Origin of the sequence: Thioalkalivibrio sp. ALRh, from assembly GCF_000381425.1 — a bacterium.
In the GTDB taxonomy this organism is placed as follows: Bacteria; Pseudomonadota; Gammaproteobacteria; order Ectothiorhodospirales; family Ectothiorhodospiraceae; genus Thioalkalivibrio.
In genome coordinates, this window is the sequence record NZ_KB906519.1 from 95,695 (window position 1) to 109,763 (window position 14,069).

17 protein-coding genes are annotated in these 14,069 nt (G+C 65.1%); 11 read left to right on the forward strand and 6 right to left on the reverse strand.

From position 1 onward, the window contains the following. Positions 1–2: 2 nt before the first annotated feature. The 3 genes from F791_RS0100445 to mtgA form a co-directional block, all read right to left on the reverse strand. Positions 3–689 (reverse strand): zinc metallopeptidase, encoded by a 687-nt coding sequence (locus F791_RS0100445; RefSeq protein WP_018139178.1) that lies wholly within the window; start codon positions 687–689, stop codon positions 3–5. A gap of 72 nt (positions 690–761) precedes the next feature. Then, positions 762–3,065 (reverse strand): mechanosensitive ion channel domain-containing protein, encoded by a 2,304-nt coding sequence (locus F791_RS0100450; protein ID WP_018993610.1) that lies wholly within the window; start codon positions 3,063–3,065, stop codon positions 762–764. A gap of 133 nt (positions 3,066–3,198) precedes the next feature. Then, entirely contained in the window at positions 3,199–3,921 is a 723-nt protein-coding gene (gene mtgA, locus F791_RS0100455) for a monofunctional biosynthetic peptidoglycan transglycosylase (RefSeq protein ID WP_018139176.1), read from the reverse strand. A gap of 256 nt (positions 3,922–4,177) precedes the next feature. On the opposite strand from mtgA, the gene F791_RS0100460 reads away from it, so the two are divergent. From F791_RS0100460 to F791_RS0100470, 3 genes are read left to right on the forward strand one after another with little or no spacing between them, the layout of a single operon-like run. After that, a complete protein-coding gene (locus tag F791_RS0100460) occupies positions 4,178–4,507 on the forward strand; it encodes a hypothetical protein (RefSeq protein ID WP_018139175.1) in 330 nt (109 codons plus the stop codon). Further along, positions 4,500–4,895, forward strand: a complete 396-nt coding sequence (locus tag F791_RS0100465) for a thiol-disulfide oxidoreductase DCC family protein (protein ID WP_018174454.1) — start codon at positions 4,500–4,502, stop codon at positions 4,893–4,895. The genes F791_RS0100460 and F791_RS0100465 overlap by 8 nt, the downstream gene beginning before the upstream one ends. A gap of 23 nt (positions 4,896–4,918) precedes the next feature. Continuing rightward, positions 4,919–5,536: a histidine phosphatase family protein gene (locus F791_RS0100470; protein ID WP_026296418.1), complete on the forward strand. Its 618-nt coding sequence runs from the start codon at positions 4,919–4,921 to the stop codon at positions 5,534–5,536. 25 nt (positions 5,537–5,561) lie between these two features. Here F791_RS0100470 and F791_RS0100475 read toward each other — a convergent pair whose 3' ends face one another. Beyond that, positions 5,562–6,845 (reverse strand): phosphatidylserine/phosphatidylglycerophosphate/cardiolipin synthase family protein, encoded by a 1,284-nt coding sequence (locus tag F791_RS0100475; protein ID WP_018993608.1) that lies wholly within the window; start codon positions 6,843–6,845, stop codon positions 5,562–5,564. A 109-nt stretch (positions 6,846–6,954) separates the two neighbouring features. Here F791_RS0100475 and F791_RS0100480 point away from each other — a divergent pair, with 109 nt between their 5' ends. Beyond that, entirely contained in the window at positions 6,955–7,395 is a 441-nt protein-coding gene (locus F791_RS0100480; RefSeq protein WP_018139171.1) for a nucleoside deaminase, read from the forward strand. A 177-nt stretch (positions 7,396–7,572) separates the two neighbouring features. Continuing rightward, positions 7,573–8,064 (forward strand): hypothetical protein, encoded by a 492-nt coding sequence (locus F791_RS0100485; RefSeq protein WP_026296417.1) that lies wholly within the window; start codon positions 7,573–7,575, stop codon positions 8,062–8,064. Between the two features lie 36 nt (positions 8,065–8,100). Here the strand turns inward: F791_RS0100485 and F791_RS0100490 are convergent, their stop codons facing one another. Then, positions 8,101–8,820 (reverse strand): hypothetical protein, encoded by a 720-nt coding sequence (locus F791_RS0100490; protein WP_018139169.1) that lies wholly within the window; start codon positions 8,818–8,820, stop codon positions 8,101–8,103. A 62-nt stretch (positions 8,821–8,882) separates the two neighbouring features. On the opposite strand from F791_RS0100490, the gene F791_RS0100495 reads away from it, so the two are divergent. Then, positions 8,883–9,521, forward strand: coding sequence for a TetR/AcrR family transcriptional regulator (locus tag F791_RS0100495; RefSeq protein WP_018139168.1), 639 nt, complete (start codon positions 8,883–8,885; stop codon positions 9,519–9,521). A gap of 21 nt (positions 9,522–9,542) precedes the next feature. Beyond that, complete coding sequence (locus F791_RS0100500; RefSeq protein ID WP_018139167.1) at positions 9,543–10,094, forward strand: carboxymuconolactone decarboxylase family protein; 552 nt, start codon at positions 9,543–9,545, stop codon at positions 10,092–10,094. Positions 10,095–10,114: 20 nt separating this feature from the next. Here F791_RS0100500 and F791_RS0100505 read toward each other — a convergent pair whose 3' ends face one another. Next, the gene (locus F791_RS0100505; RefSeq protein ID WP_018139166.1) at positions 10,115–11,050 is read right to left on the reverse strand and encodes an AraC family transcriptional regulator; all 936 of its coding nucleotides are present in this window, start codon (positions 11,048–11,050) and stop codon (positions 10,115–10,117) included. A 176-nt stretch (positions 11,051–11,226) separates the two neighbouring features. Here F791_RS0100505 and F791_RS0100510 point away from each other — a divergent pair, with 176 nt between their 5' ends. The 4 genes from F791_RS0100510 to F791_RS0100525 all read left to right on the forward strand — a co-directional run bounded on the left by F791_RS0100510 (position 11,227) and on the right by F791_RS0100525 (position 13,872). Next, a complete protein-coding gene (locus tag F791_RS0100510) occupies positions 11,227–11,841 on the forward strand; it encodes a DoxX family protein (protein WP_018993606.1) in 615 nt (204 codons plus the stop codon). A 106-nt stretch (positions 11,842–11,947) separates the two neighbouring features. Next, on the forward strand, positions 11,948–12,244 hold the full coding sequence (locus tag F791_RS0100515; RefSeq protein WP_018139164.1) for a hypothetical protein: 297 nt from the start codon (positions 11,948–11,950) through the stop codon (positions 12,242–12,244). Beyond that, a complete protein-coding gene (locus F791_RS0100520; RefSeq protein WP_018993605.1) occupies positions 12,234–13,118 on the forward strand; it encodes a DUF692 domain-containing protein in 885 nt (294 codons plus the stop codon). Before F791_RS0100515 ends, F791_RS0100520 begins: the two co-directional genes overlap by 11 nt. Further along, positions 13,111–13,872 (forward strand): DUF2063 domain-containing protein, encoded by a 762-nt coding sequence (locus tag F791_RS0100525; protein ID WP_018993604.1) that lies wholly within the window; start codon positions 13,111–13,113, stop codon positions 13,870–13,872. The genes F791_RS0100520 and F791_RS0100525 overlap by 8 nt, the downstream gene beginning before the upstream one ends. Positions 13,873–14,069 lie beyond the last annotated feature (197 nt).

Sequence of the window (14,069 nt, forward strand, 5' to 3'; positions counted from 1 at the left end):
CGCTACCGCCGCAGGAAGCGGAACCAGGACGCGATGTTCAACAGGCTCATCAGGGACTGGGCGACGTAGGTGTAGGCCGCGGCCTTCAGGATGCGCTGGGCATGGGGATAGTCCGGCGGGTGCAGGTAATTGCCCCGGCGCAGCATCGGCAGGGCGCGGCGAAAGCTCGCGTCGAACTCGGTGGGCAGGGTGACGAAGTGCACCAGCGCGGCGATCCCCATCGACAGAATCCCGGCCAGGAAGAACAGGATGCCCGGTGCCGGATGCCGGGCGATCAGCGTGATGATGGGGATCGCGACCATTAGCCAGGCCCCGATCTGCTGTCCGTAGCGAGACAGGCAGACCAGGTTGCTGCGCATGCGCAGGGGCGGGTAGTCCTGAGCGTGCTGCACCGCGTGCCCGACCTCGTGCGCAGCCACCGTGATCGCGGTGAGCGAGCGACCGTCGTGGTTGTCCTCCGACAGCCGCACCGCGCGATCGAAGGGATCGTAGTGGTCGCCATCGCGGGTGGATTCGACGCGCACGTGATGCAGGCCATGGCGATCCAGAAGGTCACGCGCAAGCTCGGCGCCGGTCCCGTCGTAGCGGTCCTCCGGCTGGCTGTACTTCCTCATCGTCTGGCGTACCCACCAGCTCGGTGCCCAGGCCAGAAGCAGCACGAGCGGTGCGAGCAGAATCAGCAGTCGCATGCCTTCATCATGGCGCGACTTCCCCTTCGGGGGAAGTCGTCCGCGTGAATCCGTACACCGGCCCTGTCTCGCTCAGTCCTCGGCCTCGTCGTAATCGCCCTTGTGCTTCGGATTGGGGCGGGCCCGCTGGTCTTTCGAGTAGTCGCGACCGTCGTCGGTGTCTTCACCCTGCTCCTGGCTGAGACGCAGGTGCGCGGGCGGAGCGCTGCCGTCCTTTTCCTGACCGAAGTAGATGGTCTGATGCGGGAACGGGATCTCGATACCGGCGGCGTCGAAGTGCTTCTTCACCAGGCGGTTGAACGCGCGGCCCAGGCCAAACTGCGTACCGGGCAGCGCCTTGATGCGGATGCGCACGTTGACCGAGCTGTCGGCCAGCGCAGTCACGCCGTGTACCTCCATCTCGTCGAGGATGTTCGGACCCTGGTCCGGATCTTCCTTGAGTTCCTCGAAGGCCTCGCGCAGGCGCACGATCACTTCGTCGATGTCCTCGCGATAGGCCACGCCGTACTCGCCCACGTGATAGCCATACTCGCGCATGTAGTTGGAGACGGCATCCACCGACGAGAACGGGATCAGGTGATAGGTGCCGGACAGGTCACGCAGGCCCATGGAACGGATCGTGAGCTTCTCGACCACGCCGGTCATGCCGGCCACCGTGACCACGTCCCCGGTGTTGATGGCTTTCTCCAGCTGGATGAACACCCCGGTGATGATGTCCTGCACCAGCTTTTGTGCGCCGAAGCCAACCGCCAGGCCGAGCACGCCGGCGCCGGCCAGCAGCGGGCCGATATTCACGCCAATCTCGGCCAGCACGATCATGGCGGTCATCACGGCCAGCACGACGGCGACCGCATTGCGGAACAGGGTCAGCAGGGTCTTCTCGCGCGCCCCGGGCTCGCCCTCGCCGGTATTCGGGCTCAGGCGGTGTTCGATCCAGCTGGCGAACACGAGCCAGATGGCCAGGGCACCGATCAGGATCAGGGCGACCGAGATCGCAGTGCCGAGCACGTACATGCCCGTATCGGAGGCAATCCAGGCGCCGAGATTGAACGCGCCCCAGGCATCTGCGATCACTGCCAGCACGATGAGCAGGATCACCAGGCGCATCGTCTTCAGCGCCTTGGGGATGTACGAGTTCAGGCGTGCCTCGAGCATCGGGAACTTCATGCGAGTCTCGTCCGGAACCCGGATCTCGCGGCCGATGATCTGGCTGAGCACGTTGGCGACAAAGACCCCGATGAATGCGGCCAGTACCGTCTGTCCGGTGGCCTTGGCCATGAAGGGCAGGGCATCTTCCGGGCGGGTGATGCTGACGATTGCCAGGGTCAGGAAGTAGATCAGCGCGATCCAGTGCCAGGCGTTCGCCAGGAAGGTCAGCGTCATGCGCGTGAAGGCGAATCCGGCACGATTGGCGACCAGGATCAGGCGGTCATGCACGCGCTGGCGGTTCTGCAGGATGATGACCGCCGCGTAGAGGAAAGCGGTCAGCATGACCAGCAGCCCCAGCGAGCGCCCGGCCTCGCTGGAGAGATGATTGTTGGCCAGCGGCACCAGCAGCAGCAGGCCGTAGCCGATGTACGTGACCAGGCGTGCCAGCCAGGCATTCCAGTAGGCGGCCTCGTCGCCGGCCATGGGCAGCAGCCGCAGGCCCCGGTAGCGCGTGGCGAAGATCAGGCGCAGGGCCGCCTTGGTGACCTCGATCAGCAGGAAGGCGTTGAGGAACAGCGAGTGCCGCGTCAGCATCTCTCCGGACTCGCCGAGCACAAAGAGCGCGAGGCCATAACCCCCGACCCAGGCCAGGATCACGATCAGGAAATCGATCAGTGCGGCCAGGAGTACGGCGGGGAGTGCGCGCAGCAGGTGGTACTGCTCCGGCGAGTTGATCACCCAGCGATCCAGCGCCGCAAACATCGGGCTGCCAAGACGCCGCAGGATCAGGAAGGCGGCGATCGTCAGGACAATCAGGATCGCCAGGTCCAGCACCCCCGCGCCGAATACCACCGGGTCGATCGAGCTCAGCTTGTCGCCAATATCCACGGCGATCTCGTTCAGGGCCCGAATCTCCTGCACTGTGCCTTCGGCCAGCGATTGGGTGAACTGGGCGATCTGGCGCGGGATCGACGTGAGTTCGTCGGTGTCGACCGCCGCCTCATCGTCTGCCGTACTCTCGTCGTCCCCGGTACGTTCGGCCCGCAGTGTCTCGAGCAGGCGTTCGCGTGCCTCTTCGTTCTCCAGTGCCTCGATCAGCGCGTCATGCAGATCACCTCCATCGCCACCCCCCTGGGCCTGAACGGTCCCCAGGGGCATGAGCAGCAACAGCGAGAAGAGGGTGAGGAGGAGGAAGAAGGGGCGACGCAAAAAGCGGCTGGGGGACACGGGCGGACCTCGGGTTTGGACGGGGTTCGCGGGTCGCCAGGAGGACGCCAGTGCGAGCATCCGTGCGACAGCGGAGGAACGTAGTCTAGGGAAACACCAGGGCATTTTCACGCCCGTGGAGCGAGCGCAGGGGCTATTCCAGCAGCATGGGGTCCAGCCAGGCGATGCCCAGCTGGTTCATCTGGCGCTCGATCCAGGCGATCCGCTGGCTGAGGCGCGGGCCGGGGTTGACCGGGTTGTAGCTGCCCGGGCTGGGGAGGATCGCGGCCAGGCGTGCGGACTGGTGGCGGTCCAGTTCGCGCGCGGATACGCCAAAGTAGTGCTGGGCGGCGTGCTCGATCCCGTAGATGCCCGGACCCCACTCGGCCAGGTTCAGGTAGACCTCGAAGATGCGGCGCTTGGGCCAGATGGTTTCCATACCGGCCGTGAATCCGGCCTCCAGCGTTTTGCGGACCCAGGAGCGCTTGTGCCACAGGAACAGGTTTTTGGCCGTTTGCTGGCTGATGGTGCTGGCCCCGCGCAGGCGTTGGCCGTGCAGCATGTGGTCGTCTACCGCCTGGCGCATGGAGCCCCAGTCAAAGCCGCGATGTACCGGAAAGTGCTGGTCTTCCGCTGCGATCACGGCCAGCATCAGGTGACGCGGAAGGTCGTCCAGGCGCTGCCATTCCGGCCGTAGGCGGGATGCGGTCTGCCAGTCCGTGGCGACGACCATGGCCATGCCATAGGGCGGGTTGACCTTGGCGAACAGCACGATCAGGCCGAGCGCGAATGTGACCGCGAGTGTGAGCGTCCCGGCCAGCAGCCAGGTCAGTGCGCGTAGCAGACGGGTAATCGGTCCGCGTCGTCGACGGGCCATCAGTGCCACCCTGCGTGTAAGTGCAGTCCCATATTCATCGAGGTCAAGAATACCGCGACTCGCGGTTCGATCGAGTATCCCGTCAGTGTGGTCTGATACGGTAAAGCCCAGTAACGATGCAGACCCCATCTTGACCGACGGGGAAACTCGTTCCTGGTTGAACTGTTTCCGTCATGCGTGGCCCAACCACGTAAGCCTAAGCCGCCGTTCGGCCTGGCGATACCATCCGATCCACACGAACAAGAAGGAGAGACCCATGGACGTGATGCCCTATCGGTATACCACCCCCAGTGGAGAGGCCGTTTCCTTCGAGTTTCGTTTGCATCCCGAGACCGGGTCCGCCGTGCGTGTCCAGCAGTTGCTGGACCGGCTGGTCGAGACCCTGGATCACGAGATTGCACTGCTGGGCGACACCTGCAATGGAGATGTGCTGCAGGCGCTGGCAATGGCGCTCGCCGTGCGCACCGACATGATCCCGGCACATCCGGAGATGACCCGCGATCTGGCGCGCGACGTGGTAGAACGTGCGTTGGGCTCGCTGCCGGAGGCCGAATATCAATACCTGGGCCCGGTCGGCCATGCCTGACCATTCGTTATCCGGGCGGCGCCCCATCGTCTTTTTCGATGGCGGCTGCCCACTTTGTCGGCGCGAGATCGGCCACTACCGGCGGCTGGACAAGGCCGGTCGCGTGGACTGGCAGGATATCCACGCCGACGCGGCACCCTTGAAGGCGTGGCGCATCGACTGGGATGCGGCGATGCGGCGTATGCATGTGGTCGACGCCCAGGGACAGATCCACAGTGGGGCCTGGGCGTTTGTCGTCGTCTGGCGGCATTTGCCGTACTACCGCTTGCTGGGGCGGGTGCTGTCGCGCGTGCCGCACGTGGTGCGCCTGATGGATCGGGTCTATAACGGGTTTGCGCGTCGACGCTGGCGGTCGCGCTGTGGTGACGGGCTCTGCCGCCCCGATTAGTCCGGCGGCGGTGATGGCTCTGCATGGTGGAGTCGCGCGGTGGTGTAGCGGAGGAAATCGGAACTGTGAAACGGCTGCTGCTTGGGTTGGCCCTGGTAGTGGGGTGTCTGTTTGGCACACCGGTTTGGGCGGACGAACTGGCTGCGGAGCACGTCATTGTTGCTCAGTTGCAGGAGCCCCACCGGATCCTGTTAATGCGGCATGCCGCGGCGCCAGGTATCGGGGACCCTCCGGGTTTCGATCTCGAGGACTGCACAACCCAGCGCAACCTCTCCGAGTTGGGCCGTGACCAGGCGCGCGAGCTTGGTGAACGTCTGCGCGCCGCCGGACTGGCCGAGATCCGCGTATTTGCCGGCCCGTGGTGCCGCAATGCGGATACGGCGCGCCTGCTGGGCTTCGGCGAGCCGGAGATCCTCGATGCGCTGGGCTCGATCTTCCGCACCAATGAACCCGACCAGGAGCGCCGCATGCGTGCCTGGCACCAGCATCTTGCGGAGGCATTTGCGCGCGATGCGGGGCCGGCGGTGTATGTCACGCATCGTGCGAACATCATGGAACTGTCCGGTCGCAGCATCGGCGCGGGCGACATGCTGGTAGTGGAGATCGATGCCGAGGGTGGCGCCCGGCCCGTCGCCAACTGAAAAGGCCGGCTCCGGCTCGGGGCCGCTACATGTACGGCCCGATGATGCGCGCGATCCAGCCGTAGATGCGGTATTTCCAGGGCCGGTTTTCCCAGGCCTCGATCGTCATCCGCTCGGCCTCGGCCTTGTCTTCCTCGATCAGTTCCCGGATCGAGCGGGCGAAGTCTTCGTCATAGATGTTCAGATTGGTTTCGTCGTTCAGGCGGAATGAGCGGTTGTGCAGATTGGCCGAGCCGATGCTGGCCCAGCGGTCGTCCACGCTCATCAGCTTGGAGTGATACATCCGCGGGTGGTATTCGTGCAGCTCGACCCCGGCCTCCAGCATGGGCCTCCAGCGATTCACGGAGGCATGTCGTACGAAACCGTGGTTGATGCTGTCGCCCGGCATGAGCACGCGGATTCGAACGCCGCGGTCGGCCGCGTCGGTCAGCGCATCGAGAAAGTCCGGGTCGGGATAGAAGTACGCCGTCGCAATGGTCACCTGGTCCTCGGCTGCTGCCAGGGCATGCAGGGACATCTTGCGAATGCGATGACGGCCCTCGCGCGGGGCGCTGTTGACGACCTGCGCATCCAGCTCACCTTCGTCCTCGAGTTCCGGGTAATACGCATCGCCCAGCTTCAGTTCGCCTTTGGCATCCAGCCAGGTCTCCATGAATGCCGCCTGCAAGTTGCCCACAACGGGCCCGGTGACACGGAAGTGGTTGTCGCGGTAGGGCTCGTGGTCCTCGGCGGGCACCCAGGTGTCCGCGATGTTCGCGCCGCCGATGAATCCGGTTCTGCCGTCCACCACCAGAATTTTTCGATGCGTACGGTGGTTGAAACGTGACATCTGATACCAGGAGGGCTCGCGCCAGCGCACGACTTCCGCGCCGGCTTCGGTCATGCGGTCGAACTTTTCCTGATCCGCGAGCACGGAGCCCACGTAGTCGATCACCACATGAACCTTGACCCCGCGCTCCGCCGCGCGTGCGAAGGCCTCGGCGAAGCGGGCGGCCTGCTCGCCCCAGAACTCGTATACCTCGAAGGTAACCGTCTGTTCAGCGCCTTCGATGGCCTCGATCTTGGCGTCGTAGATGGCCTCGCCGTCGCGCAGCAGCTCCAGCGCGTTGCCGGAGACAATCGGCTGCTGCAGCGTGAGCCCCATTCCGCGGCGAAATGCACTGTCCGAGGTGCCGTAGTCGATGGCCACCGGGGCCTTCACTCGGTCGGGTTTCGGGAGGAGGTTGAACAGGGCAACGTTTGCCAGCACGAAGGCGAGCGCGACGCCCAGGAGGATACCGACAGGGATGCCGATGATGCGGCGGCGCATGGAAAGTCTCTCGTATCGAGCCCGTCAAGGGGAGGGTGGTTGGCGCCGAATTCGCACCTCAGTCCATGAGTCTACACAATCAGTTCTCGAACAAACCCGGACGAATGTCATGAATCCTTTTCTGGAAGCAGCCCTGGACGAGGCACGAACCGGCTGGGATGAAGGGGGTATCCCGATCGGTTCGGTCATCGAGCACGGCGGGCGCATCGTCGGCCGCGGACACAATCGGCGGGTGCAAAACGGCAGCGCCATCCTGCATGCCGAGATGGATGCCCTGGAGAACGCCGGACGCCAGGCGGCGAGCATCTACCGCGAGTGCACGCTCTACACGACGCTCTCGCCCTGTGCGATGTGCAGCGGGGCGATCGTGCTGTACGGCATCCCGCGTGTGGTGGTCGGGGAAAACGCCACCTTCATGGGAGAGGAGGACTGGCTGCGTTCGCACGGCGTGCAGGTCGATGTGTTGCAGGACGCCGCCTGCCAGGAGCTGATGGCCGCGTTTATCGAACGACACCCGGACCTCTGGCACGAGGATATCGGTTGCGAATAGGGCCGGTTTGACCGGAACACCCTTGCTGGCGGGCGGATCGTGCTTGCCGCACCGGACAAGGCAGCGACATGGGGCGGGCGCCCGGGGAGCGCCTCATGGCGCCCTTCACGGAAAACACCAGTGTTCTGGCATGGTCGCTGCTTGGGTGCCGGGTGCAACGAAAACCGGGAGCACCTCATGATCGACGGCATCGGAATGAATCAGGCGGCGCTGGCGCGGCCGGTCCATTCGGCGCAAAGCCCGAACAACGCCGGGCAGGCTGGCCACCGACCGGCGCAGGCCGGGCAGGCTGGGCAGGCGGCGCACGCACAGCCGGCACAGCAGGCCCAGGCCGCCACGCAAGCGCAGGCGAACGGTCAGGTCAATGGACAGGGCGCGGCCGTCTCGACTTCCCCACATGTGGCCCAGCCGGCGTCCACCACACAGGCCCCGTCGGCACACGAGGCGGCATTCGCGCCCCAGGGCCTTAATGCGACGCCGCCGACGCAGGCCACCGCGATGCCGCTGGCCGGCGGCCAGGTCAACGGGGCCCCGCAGGCCGACGATGCCCCCCAGATGGACGCCGATCCGGACGACGAAGCGGACATGGGCCAGACCTTCATGCCCGACGGCTCGGTGCAGTCCAACTCCAACGAGCACCTCGGATCGCACTTTGACCTGCAGGCGTGATGCCTGGGCGCAGATCTGCGGTCTTGTGGGTCGGCTTCAATGACCGGAAGCGACATTTACTGACCGATGCCCTGCGCCCTCAGGCCGGGAAAACCGGAAGGTCACGTGCTCGCGATGGATCAGGAATTGTCCAGTCGCGTGCATCCACAGTTGTTCGCGCACCGTGGCATCCATCCACTCGAATAGCTCCTGTAGTGCCAGGGCGGTCGTGCCGCGGTCCGGATAACGCAGGCCAAGCCCCTCCCAGTAGTGCCGGGCATCTTCCGCTCGTTTCCAGCCTTCGCGGACGAACCCGGCGGTCAGCAGGGCGCGCAGGGCCCCGTCACCCAGCTTGTCGCGAAGCTCGTTCAGGAGGAGGCCGGGGTCCCCGACGCTCTCGGGGGAGACGTTGAGCGAGGCCGGCAGGAGCTCGACCCAGTCATCGTGCTGGCTAAGCCCCGGGATCAGATCTTCGTCGACCATCTGCTGATAGTCCGGGACGGGGTCAGAGTGGGTTCGCAGGGAGAGCTGGATCAGGGCCGCGGCCTCGTCGACGTAACCGGACAGACTGAAACCGCACAGGAGATGGTCGACGATGTCATGGACAAACACCGAGGTCGGAATGCGATCCCCGCAATAGGGAGTTGCGGCAATCACGTCGGCGCCCAGCCCGGCGACGTCCAGCTTCCAGCCGCGGGCGCCGAAGCCGTCCTGCCAGCTGTCCTCGTAGCGAACCGGAATCGTGACCGCCTGCGCGTTGATAACCGGGATGGACATGGTGGCCTCGCTAGATATCCGATGCTTTCCAATTTACCGACCGGTCAACTATTCTTCAATGTATGGCCGATGCATTCACCCCAACCCGGACACGCGACGCCCTGATCGCCGCCGCACGGTCGCTGATCCTTGGCCGCAGCTACGGCGCCGTCGGCGTGGCCGAGATCTGTGCGCACGCTGGCGTGAAGAAGGGCAGCCTTTATCACTTTTTTCCCGGCAAGGACGCCCTGGTACTGGAGATGCTCGAGACGCTTTATCGCGAGCTCGAACGCGAGGTACTGCGGCCGTCGCTGGAATGCGACCTGCCTCTGCGCGACCGCCTCGGGCGGTTTGTTGATCGCCTGTATCAGTTCGAGATCCGCGCCCAGGGGGAGGTCGGGGAGCTCCCCGGCTGCCCGTTCGGGAACCTGGCGCTGGAGCTGGCGAACTGGAATTCGGCGGTTCGAGAGGCCGTGGCCGCGCACCTGGAGGCTCTGCGCGGCCATTTCCAGCGAGCGATCGAGACCGCCGCGCAGCGCGGTGAACTCCCGCAGGCGTCGGATAGTGCCCGTCTGTCGGAACAGTGGCTGGCGCAGGTCGAGGGTGTGCTGCTGCTGGCCAAGGCGCGGCAGGACGCGGATACGGTCCTGCATCTGTTGCCGGCACTGGAAACCCTGCTGCCGGCCAGGCCCGCCGACGACGAAGAGCGAGGGAACCATTGATCCGTGGTTCCCTGGAGGTATATGACGATGGAATTTCCACTGAGAACACCCGGCAGCGCGCCGGAGGCCTTCGAGCGATCCGGGAAGGTGCTGGGGCTGGTGCCGAATTTGATTCGCGTGATGGCCAGCAGCCCGGCGGCGGCCTCGGCCTACCTGGACCTGACCGAGCGGTTGAGCCAGAGCAGCCTGTCCCCCGAGGAACAGAGCGTTGCGCTACTCACGATCAGTCGGTTCCACGAATGTCATTACTGCATGGCCGCGCACTCCATGACGGGACGGATGGCGGGTCTGCCCGATGCAGTCGTCGACGCGCTGCGGGAGGACCAACCTGTGCCCGACCAGCGGCTCGAGGCCCTGCGCCGGTTCGTGGTGGCGGTACTCGAGCATCGCGGCGCGGTCCCCGATGCCGAACTCGAGGCGTTTCGCCGGGCGGGGTTCGACGAGGCGGCGATCCTGGATGTGATCCTCGCGGTCGCGCTGAAGACCCTCTCGAACTACACCAACCACCTGGCCGCCACGCCACTGGATGACGTGATGCAGGACGAGCACTGGGAGGCGCCTGCGGGTCGCTGAAAGCCCGGTACCGCGGTGTTTCAGTGCGCGCGAGTCAGGCGCGAGAACAGGCGCCGGATACGCCCGGGGCCGTACCCGTGGACGCGCTTGAAGGCCTTGCGAAAGGCCGGCTCCGAGCCATAGCCGACCTGTTCCATCACGCTGGCCACCGATGCCCTCGGATCGCGCAGCAGCCGTTCGGCCAGGACCATGCGCCACTGGGTCAGGTAGTCGATGGGGGCCTGCCCGACCAGCTCGCTGAAACGCGCGGCGAAACTCGTTCGCGACATCGCGGCCTCCTGCGCCAAGCCCTCGACCGTCCAGTTCTCCTCGGGCCGTGCGTGCAGCGCATCGAGGGCACGGCGGATACGGTCGTCCGCGAGGGCCGCGATCAGACACTGTTCTGGATGCTCCTGGTAATGGCAGACGTAGTGGCGCACCGTCATTACGAACAGGGTATCCGCCAGACGATCGAGTACCGGCCGATAGCCGGCGGACTGCTCTGACAGTTCCAGGCGCATCAGATCGGCCAGCCGCGCCAGCCGCTCGCCGCTCTCGGCGTGGCGCACGATCACGCGGTCGGGCAGGGCCGCCAGGATCGGATTCCGGCGCCCGGAATCGAATTCGAAGTGACCGCATAACAGCTGTGTCGAGCCGGGTTCGGGGTCGGACGGGTCCAGCAGATTCAGGTGATTGTCCCGGTCCTCGAATGAAGGCTCGCTCGCCAGCAGGTGCCAGTCGTCGTGGGGCAGGAGCAGCATGTCGCCCGCATCCAGCCACAGTGGCTCGCAGTCCTCCATGTGCAGGTAACAGCCCCCTTCGCTGATCAGGTGAAAGCTCGCATGCCCGGAACCGGTGGTGCTGAGCTGCCACTGGCCGCACAGACGGGGGTTGGTGTCGATCCGTGCGCGCAGGTTGTAGGCCGAGAGGACGGACGACAGCGTGTCCTCGCGCGGCATGATCCGGCTCATGTCCATGAGGGGTTCGCTCCTGTCGAGGAAACGCTGATCAATGTACGGCATCGCAGGCGTCTTGGCTCCGCCCCGGACGATCGGACATAAATGCCGGCGCGACGGTTCTCACGATTGTCCGAAGGGCTGGCTAGGCTTTAAGTCAGTTCAACGGAAGAATCGAGGACGAGGCGATGAACGCTATGGCGTTGCGGGCGGGCATCCGATTCCAGCGGTGGCTGGACATGACGCGCGGAGCGGATTTTCTGGCGCCGCTGCTGATTCGCCTGTATCTCGCGCCGGTGTTCTGGATGGCCGGCACCAACAAGCTCGACGGCTTCCTGCCGAAGGAAAGCGTGGTGATGTGGTTTGGCAACCCGGACTGGGGGCTGGGGATGCCGTTTCCGTACCTGATGGTGCTGCTGGCCGCCTATGCCGAGGTCCTGGGTGCGATCGCCCTGCTGCTGGGTATTGCCGCGCGCTGGTTCTCCATTCCCCTGATGATCACGATGATCGTCGCGGCGGTCACGGCCCATCTGGAGAACGGATGGCAGCGCATCTCCGACCCGATGATGTGCCTGTTCAACTGCTCGGGAGTGGAAGCGGCCCAGGAACGGTTGAGCCGCGCGCGTTCCATCCTGCGGGAGCACGGCAACTGGGACTGGCTGACCGAGTACGGGAGCTTCGCGATCGTGAACAGCGGAATCGAGATGGCCGCGACGTACTTCATCATGCTGCTGATGATCTTCTTCTGGGGCGCCGGCCGCTACCTGAGCATCGATTTCTACATCCGCAGGAGGATGATGGACAGGGGATAGCCAGGAGGATGGAGGACAGGGGATCGCCAATGGAGCTGTGCAAAACAGCAACCATTGGCAAGGCGGGCATTTTGCCCCTAACGTTAAGCGACGAAGGAGTTGCATCATGAAACAAGAACTGTTCTCGAAAAAGACCCTGGCCGGCGTGGTGGGTACCGCCGCGATCGGCCTGGCCATGGGTTCCAGCCCGGCCTTCGCCGCGGTGGATCTGAACCACGGGTATCAGCAGGGATCTTCAGCCCCTCACATGCTGGCCCAGGGTTCCTGTGGTGAAGGCACCTGCGGTGGCGCCGATAGCGAGCCCAAGGACTCCGAAGGTTCCTGTGGCGAGGGTAGCTGTGGCGCCAACGGGGAAGAAAAGGACTCGGAAGGTTCCTGTGGCGAGGGGACCTGTGGCGGCTGAAGCCATCCAGCCCGTACGCCCGGCCCGCGTACGCGGTGCCGGGCTCGGCCTGCGGCGGGCACTACTGGAGCCGCTGGCCGCGGCACCCGAGTCGCTGGAGCGGCTCGGGTTTTTCGAGGCTGCGCCGGAGAACTGGATGCACCTTGGCGGGCGCCTGGGCCGTACTTTCCGCGAATATACCGAGGCCCACCCGTTCGTCTGTCACGGGCTTTCCCTGGACATCGGCGGGCCACGACCCCTGGACATGGACTTTCTGGCCGATCTGCGCCGGTTCCTCGATACGCATGACATCGAGGACTACACCGAACACCTCTCGGCCTGCGGGGACGAAAAGGGTCACCTCTACGACCTGATGCCGATCCCGTTTACCGAAGAAGCCGTGCGGCATGTGGCCCGTCGCGTGCTCCAGGTACAGGAGACGATCGGCCGGCGCATGGCACTGGAGAATGTTTCCTACTACACCCCGGTCGGGGCCCGGATGAGCGAGCTGGAGTTCCTCCGGGCGGTGCTGGACGAAGCCGACTGCGAGCTGTTGCTGGATGTGAACAACATCTACGTGAACAGCATCAACCACGGCTATGACCCGGTCGAGTTCCTCGATGGTCTGCCGCTGGAGCGCGTGCGCTACATCCACATCGCCGGCCACGAGGAAGAAGCGCCGGATCTGCGCGTGGACACACATGGCCAGCCGGTCTGCGGGGACGTATGGGATCTGCTGGGGGCGACCTACGAACGGATCGGCCCGGTGCCGACCTTGCTGGAGCGGGACTTCAACTTCCCGGCGCTGGAGGTCTTGCTGGAGGAAACGGACCGCATCCGCGCACTTCAGGTCACCGCGGCCGGGAAGCGCGCATCCCTGCAGGCCCATGGCTGAACCCGATTTTCAGGAGTTGCAGCAGGTCCTCGCCCGGCACCTGCGCGACCCGGAGCGCCACCCGCCTCCGGAGGGTATCGAGGACCGCCGACTGGCGATCTACCGGCGCCTGTTCATTAATAACGTCCGCAATCTGCTCGGGCGCGGGTTCCCGGTGATCCGGCGCATCCTCGGGGAGGAGGCATGGGCAGCGCTGGTGCGCGATTTCTATCGCGACCATGGCTGTCATACGCCCTATTTCCCGCAGCTCGCGGGGGAGTTCGTGCAGTACCTGGCCGAGGAGCGTGTGCCGCAACCCGACGACTGGCCGTTTCTGGCCGAGCTGGCGCACTACGAACGGGTCGAAACGGAGCTCGTCTACAGCGATGCGCAGCCCTCGGGCGACGTGGATCCGCAGGGCGATCTGCTGACGGGGGTCCCGGTGTTTTCGTCCGCCGCGCGACTGCTGGCTTACGAGTTCCCGGTGCATCGGATAGGGCCGGACCACTGCCCCCAGCAGCCGGGTGATGTGCCCACCTACCTGTTGGCCTATCGTGGCGAGGACGAGCGCGTACGCTTTGCCGAGCTGAACCCGCTGGGAGCACGGCTGTTGTGGCGGGTCTGCGAGGAGCCGGCAGCGGGTGACCAGCAGCTTCGCCGGGTAGCGGAGGATTTTGGCCTCGAGCCCGGTCCCGAGTTATTGGAGAGCGGGCGGCAACTGCTGGAACACTATCGGGGCCTGGGGGCGATCGCAGGTGCGCGACCGCTTGATTAGTGTTTGCTGAGAGAAACATTGATTAATGTACACGCTTGCTGCTTCGTCCCTTTTGCGTGCGAACAAGGCGCAGTGACTGCCATGCAGTCATTCTGCACAAGGGAGCCGCAGCGCCGTGTGCGCGCCCGTTTTGGATAACGGCGGGCGGCCGAGCCCCTGCATTGAATGGCTTGTGGGTTGGCGCCCCAGTTTCCCTG

Excerpts from the sequence above, each read along its gene's own strand:
- F791_RS0100445 (WP_018139178.1), bottom strand. The coding sequence starts at position 689 with ATGCGACTGCTGATTCTGCTCGCACCGCTCGTGCTGCTTCTGGCCTGG.
- mtgA (WP_018139176.1), bottom strand. The coding sequence starts at position 3,921 with ATGGCCCGTCGACGACGCGGACCGATTACCCGTCTGCTACGCGCACTG.
- F791_RS0100460 (WP_018139175.1), top strand. The coding sequence starts at position 4,178 with ATGGACGTGATGCCCTATCGGTATACCACCCCCAGTGGAGAGGCCGTT.
- F791_RS0100465 (WP_018174454.1), top strand. The coding sequence starts at position 4,500 with ATGCCTGACCATTCGTTATCCGGGCGGCGCCCCATCGTCTTTTTCGAT.
- F791_RS0100470 (WP_026296418.1), top strand. The coding sequence starts at position 4,919 with ATGGTGGAGTCGCGCGGTGGTGTAGCGGAGGAAATCGGAACTGTGAAA.
- F791_RS0100475 (WP_018993608.1), bottom strand. The coding sequence starts at position 6,845 with ATGCGCCGCCGCATCATCGGCATCCCTGTCGGTATCCTCCTGGGCGTC.
- F791_RS0100480 (WP_018139171.1), top strand. The coding sequence starts at position 6,955 with ATGAATCCTTTTCTGGAAGCAGCCCTGGACGAGGCACGAACCGGCTGG.
- F791_RS0100485 (WP_026296417.1), top strand. The coding sequence starts at position 7,573 with ATGATCGACGGCATCGGAATGAATCAGGCGGCGCTGGCGCGGCCGGTC.
- F791_RS0100490 (WP_018139169.1), bottom strand. The coding sequence starts at position 8,820 with ATGTCCATCCCGGTTATCAACGCGCAGGCGGTCACGATTCCGGTTCGC.
- F791_RS0100495 (WP_018139168.1), top strand. The coding sequence starts at position 8,883 with ATGGCCGATGCATTCACCCCAACCCGGACACGCGACGCCCTGATCGCC.
- F791_RS0100500 (WP_018139167.1), top strand. The coding sequence starts at position 9,543 with ATGACGATGGAATTTCCACTGAGAACACCCGGCAGCGCGCCGGAGGCC.
- F791_RS0100505 (WP_018139166.1), bottom strand. The coding sequence starts at position 11,050 with ATGGACATGAGCCGGATCATGCCGCGCGAGGACACGCTGTCGTCCGTC.
- F791_RS0100510 (WP_018993606.1), top strand. The coding sequence starts at position 11,227 with ATGGCGTTGCGGGCGGGCATCCGATTCCAGCGGTGGCTGGACATGACG.
- F791_RS0100515 (WP_018139164.1), top strand. The coding sequence starts at position 11,948 with ATGAAACAAGAACTGTTCTCGAAAAAGACCCTGGCCGGCGTGGTGGGT.
- F791_RS0100525 (WP_018993604.1), top strand. The coding sequence starts at position 13,111 with ATGGCTGAACCCGATTTTCAGGAGTTGCAGCAGGTCCTCGCCCGGCAC.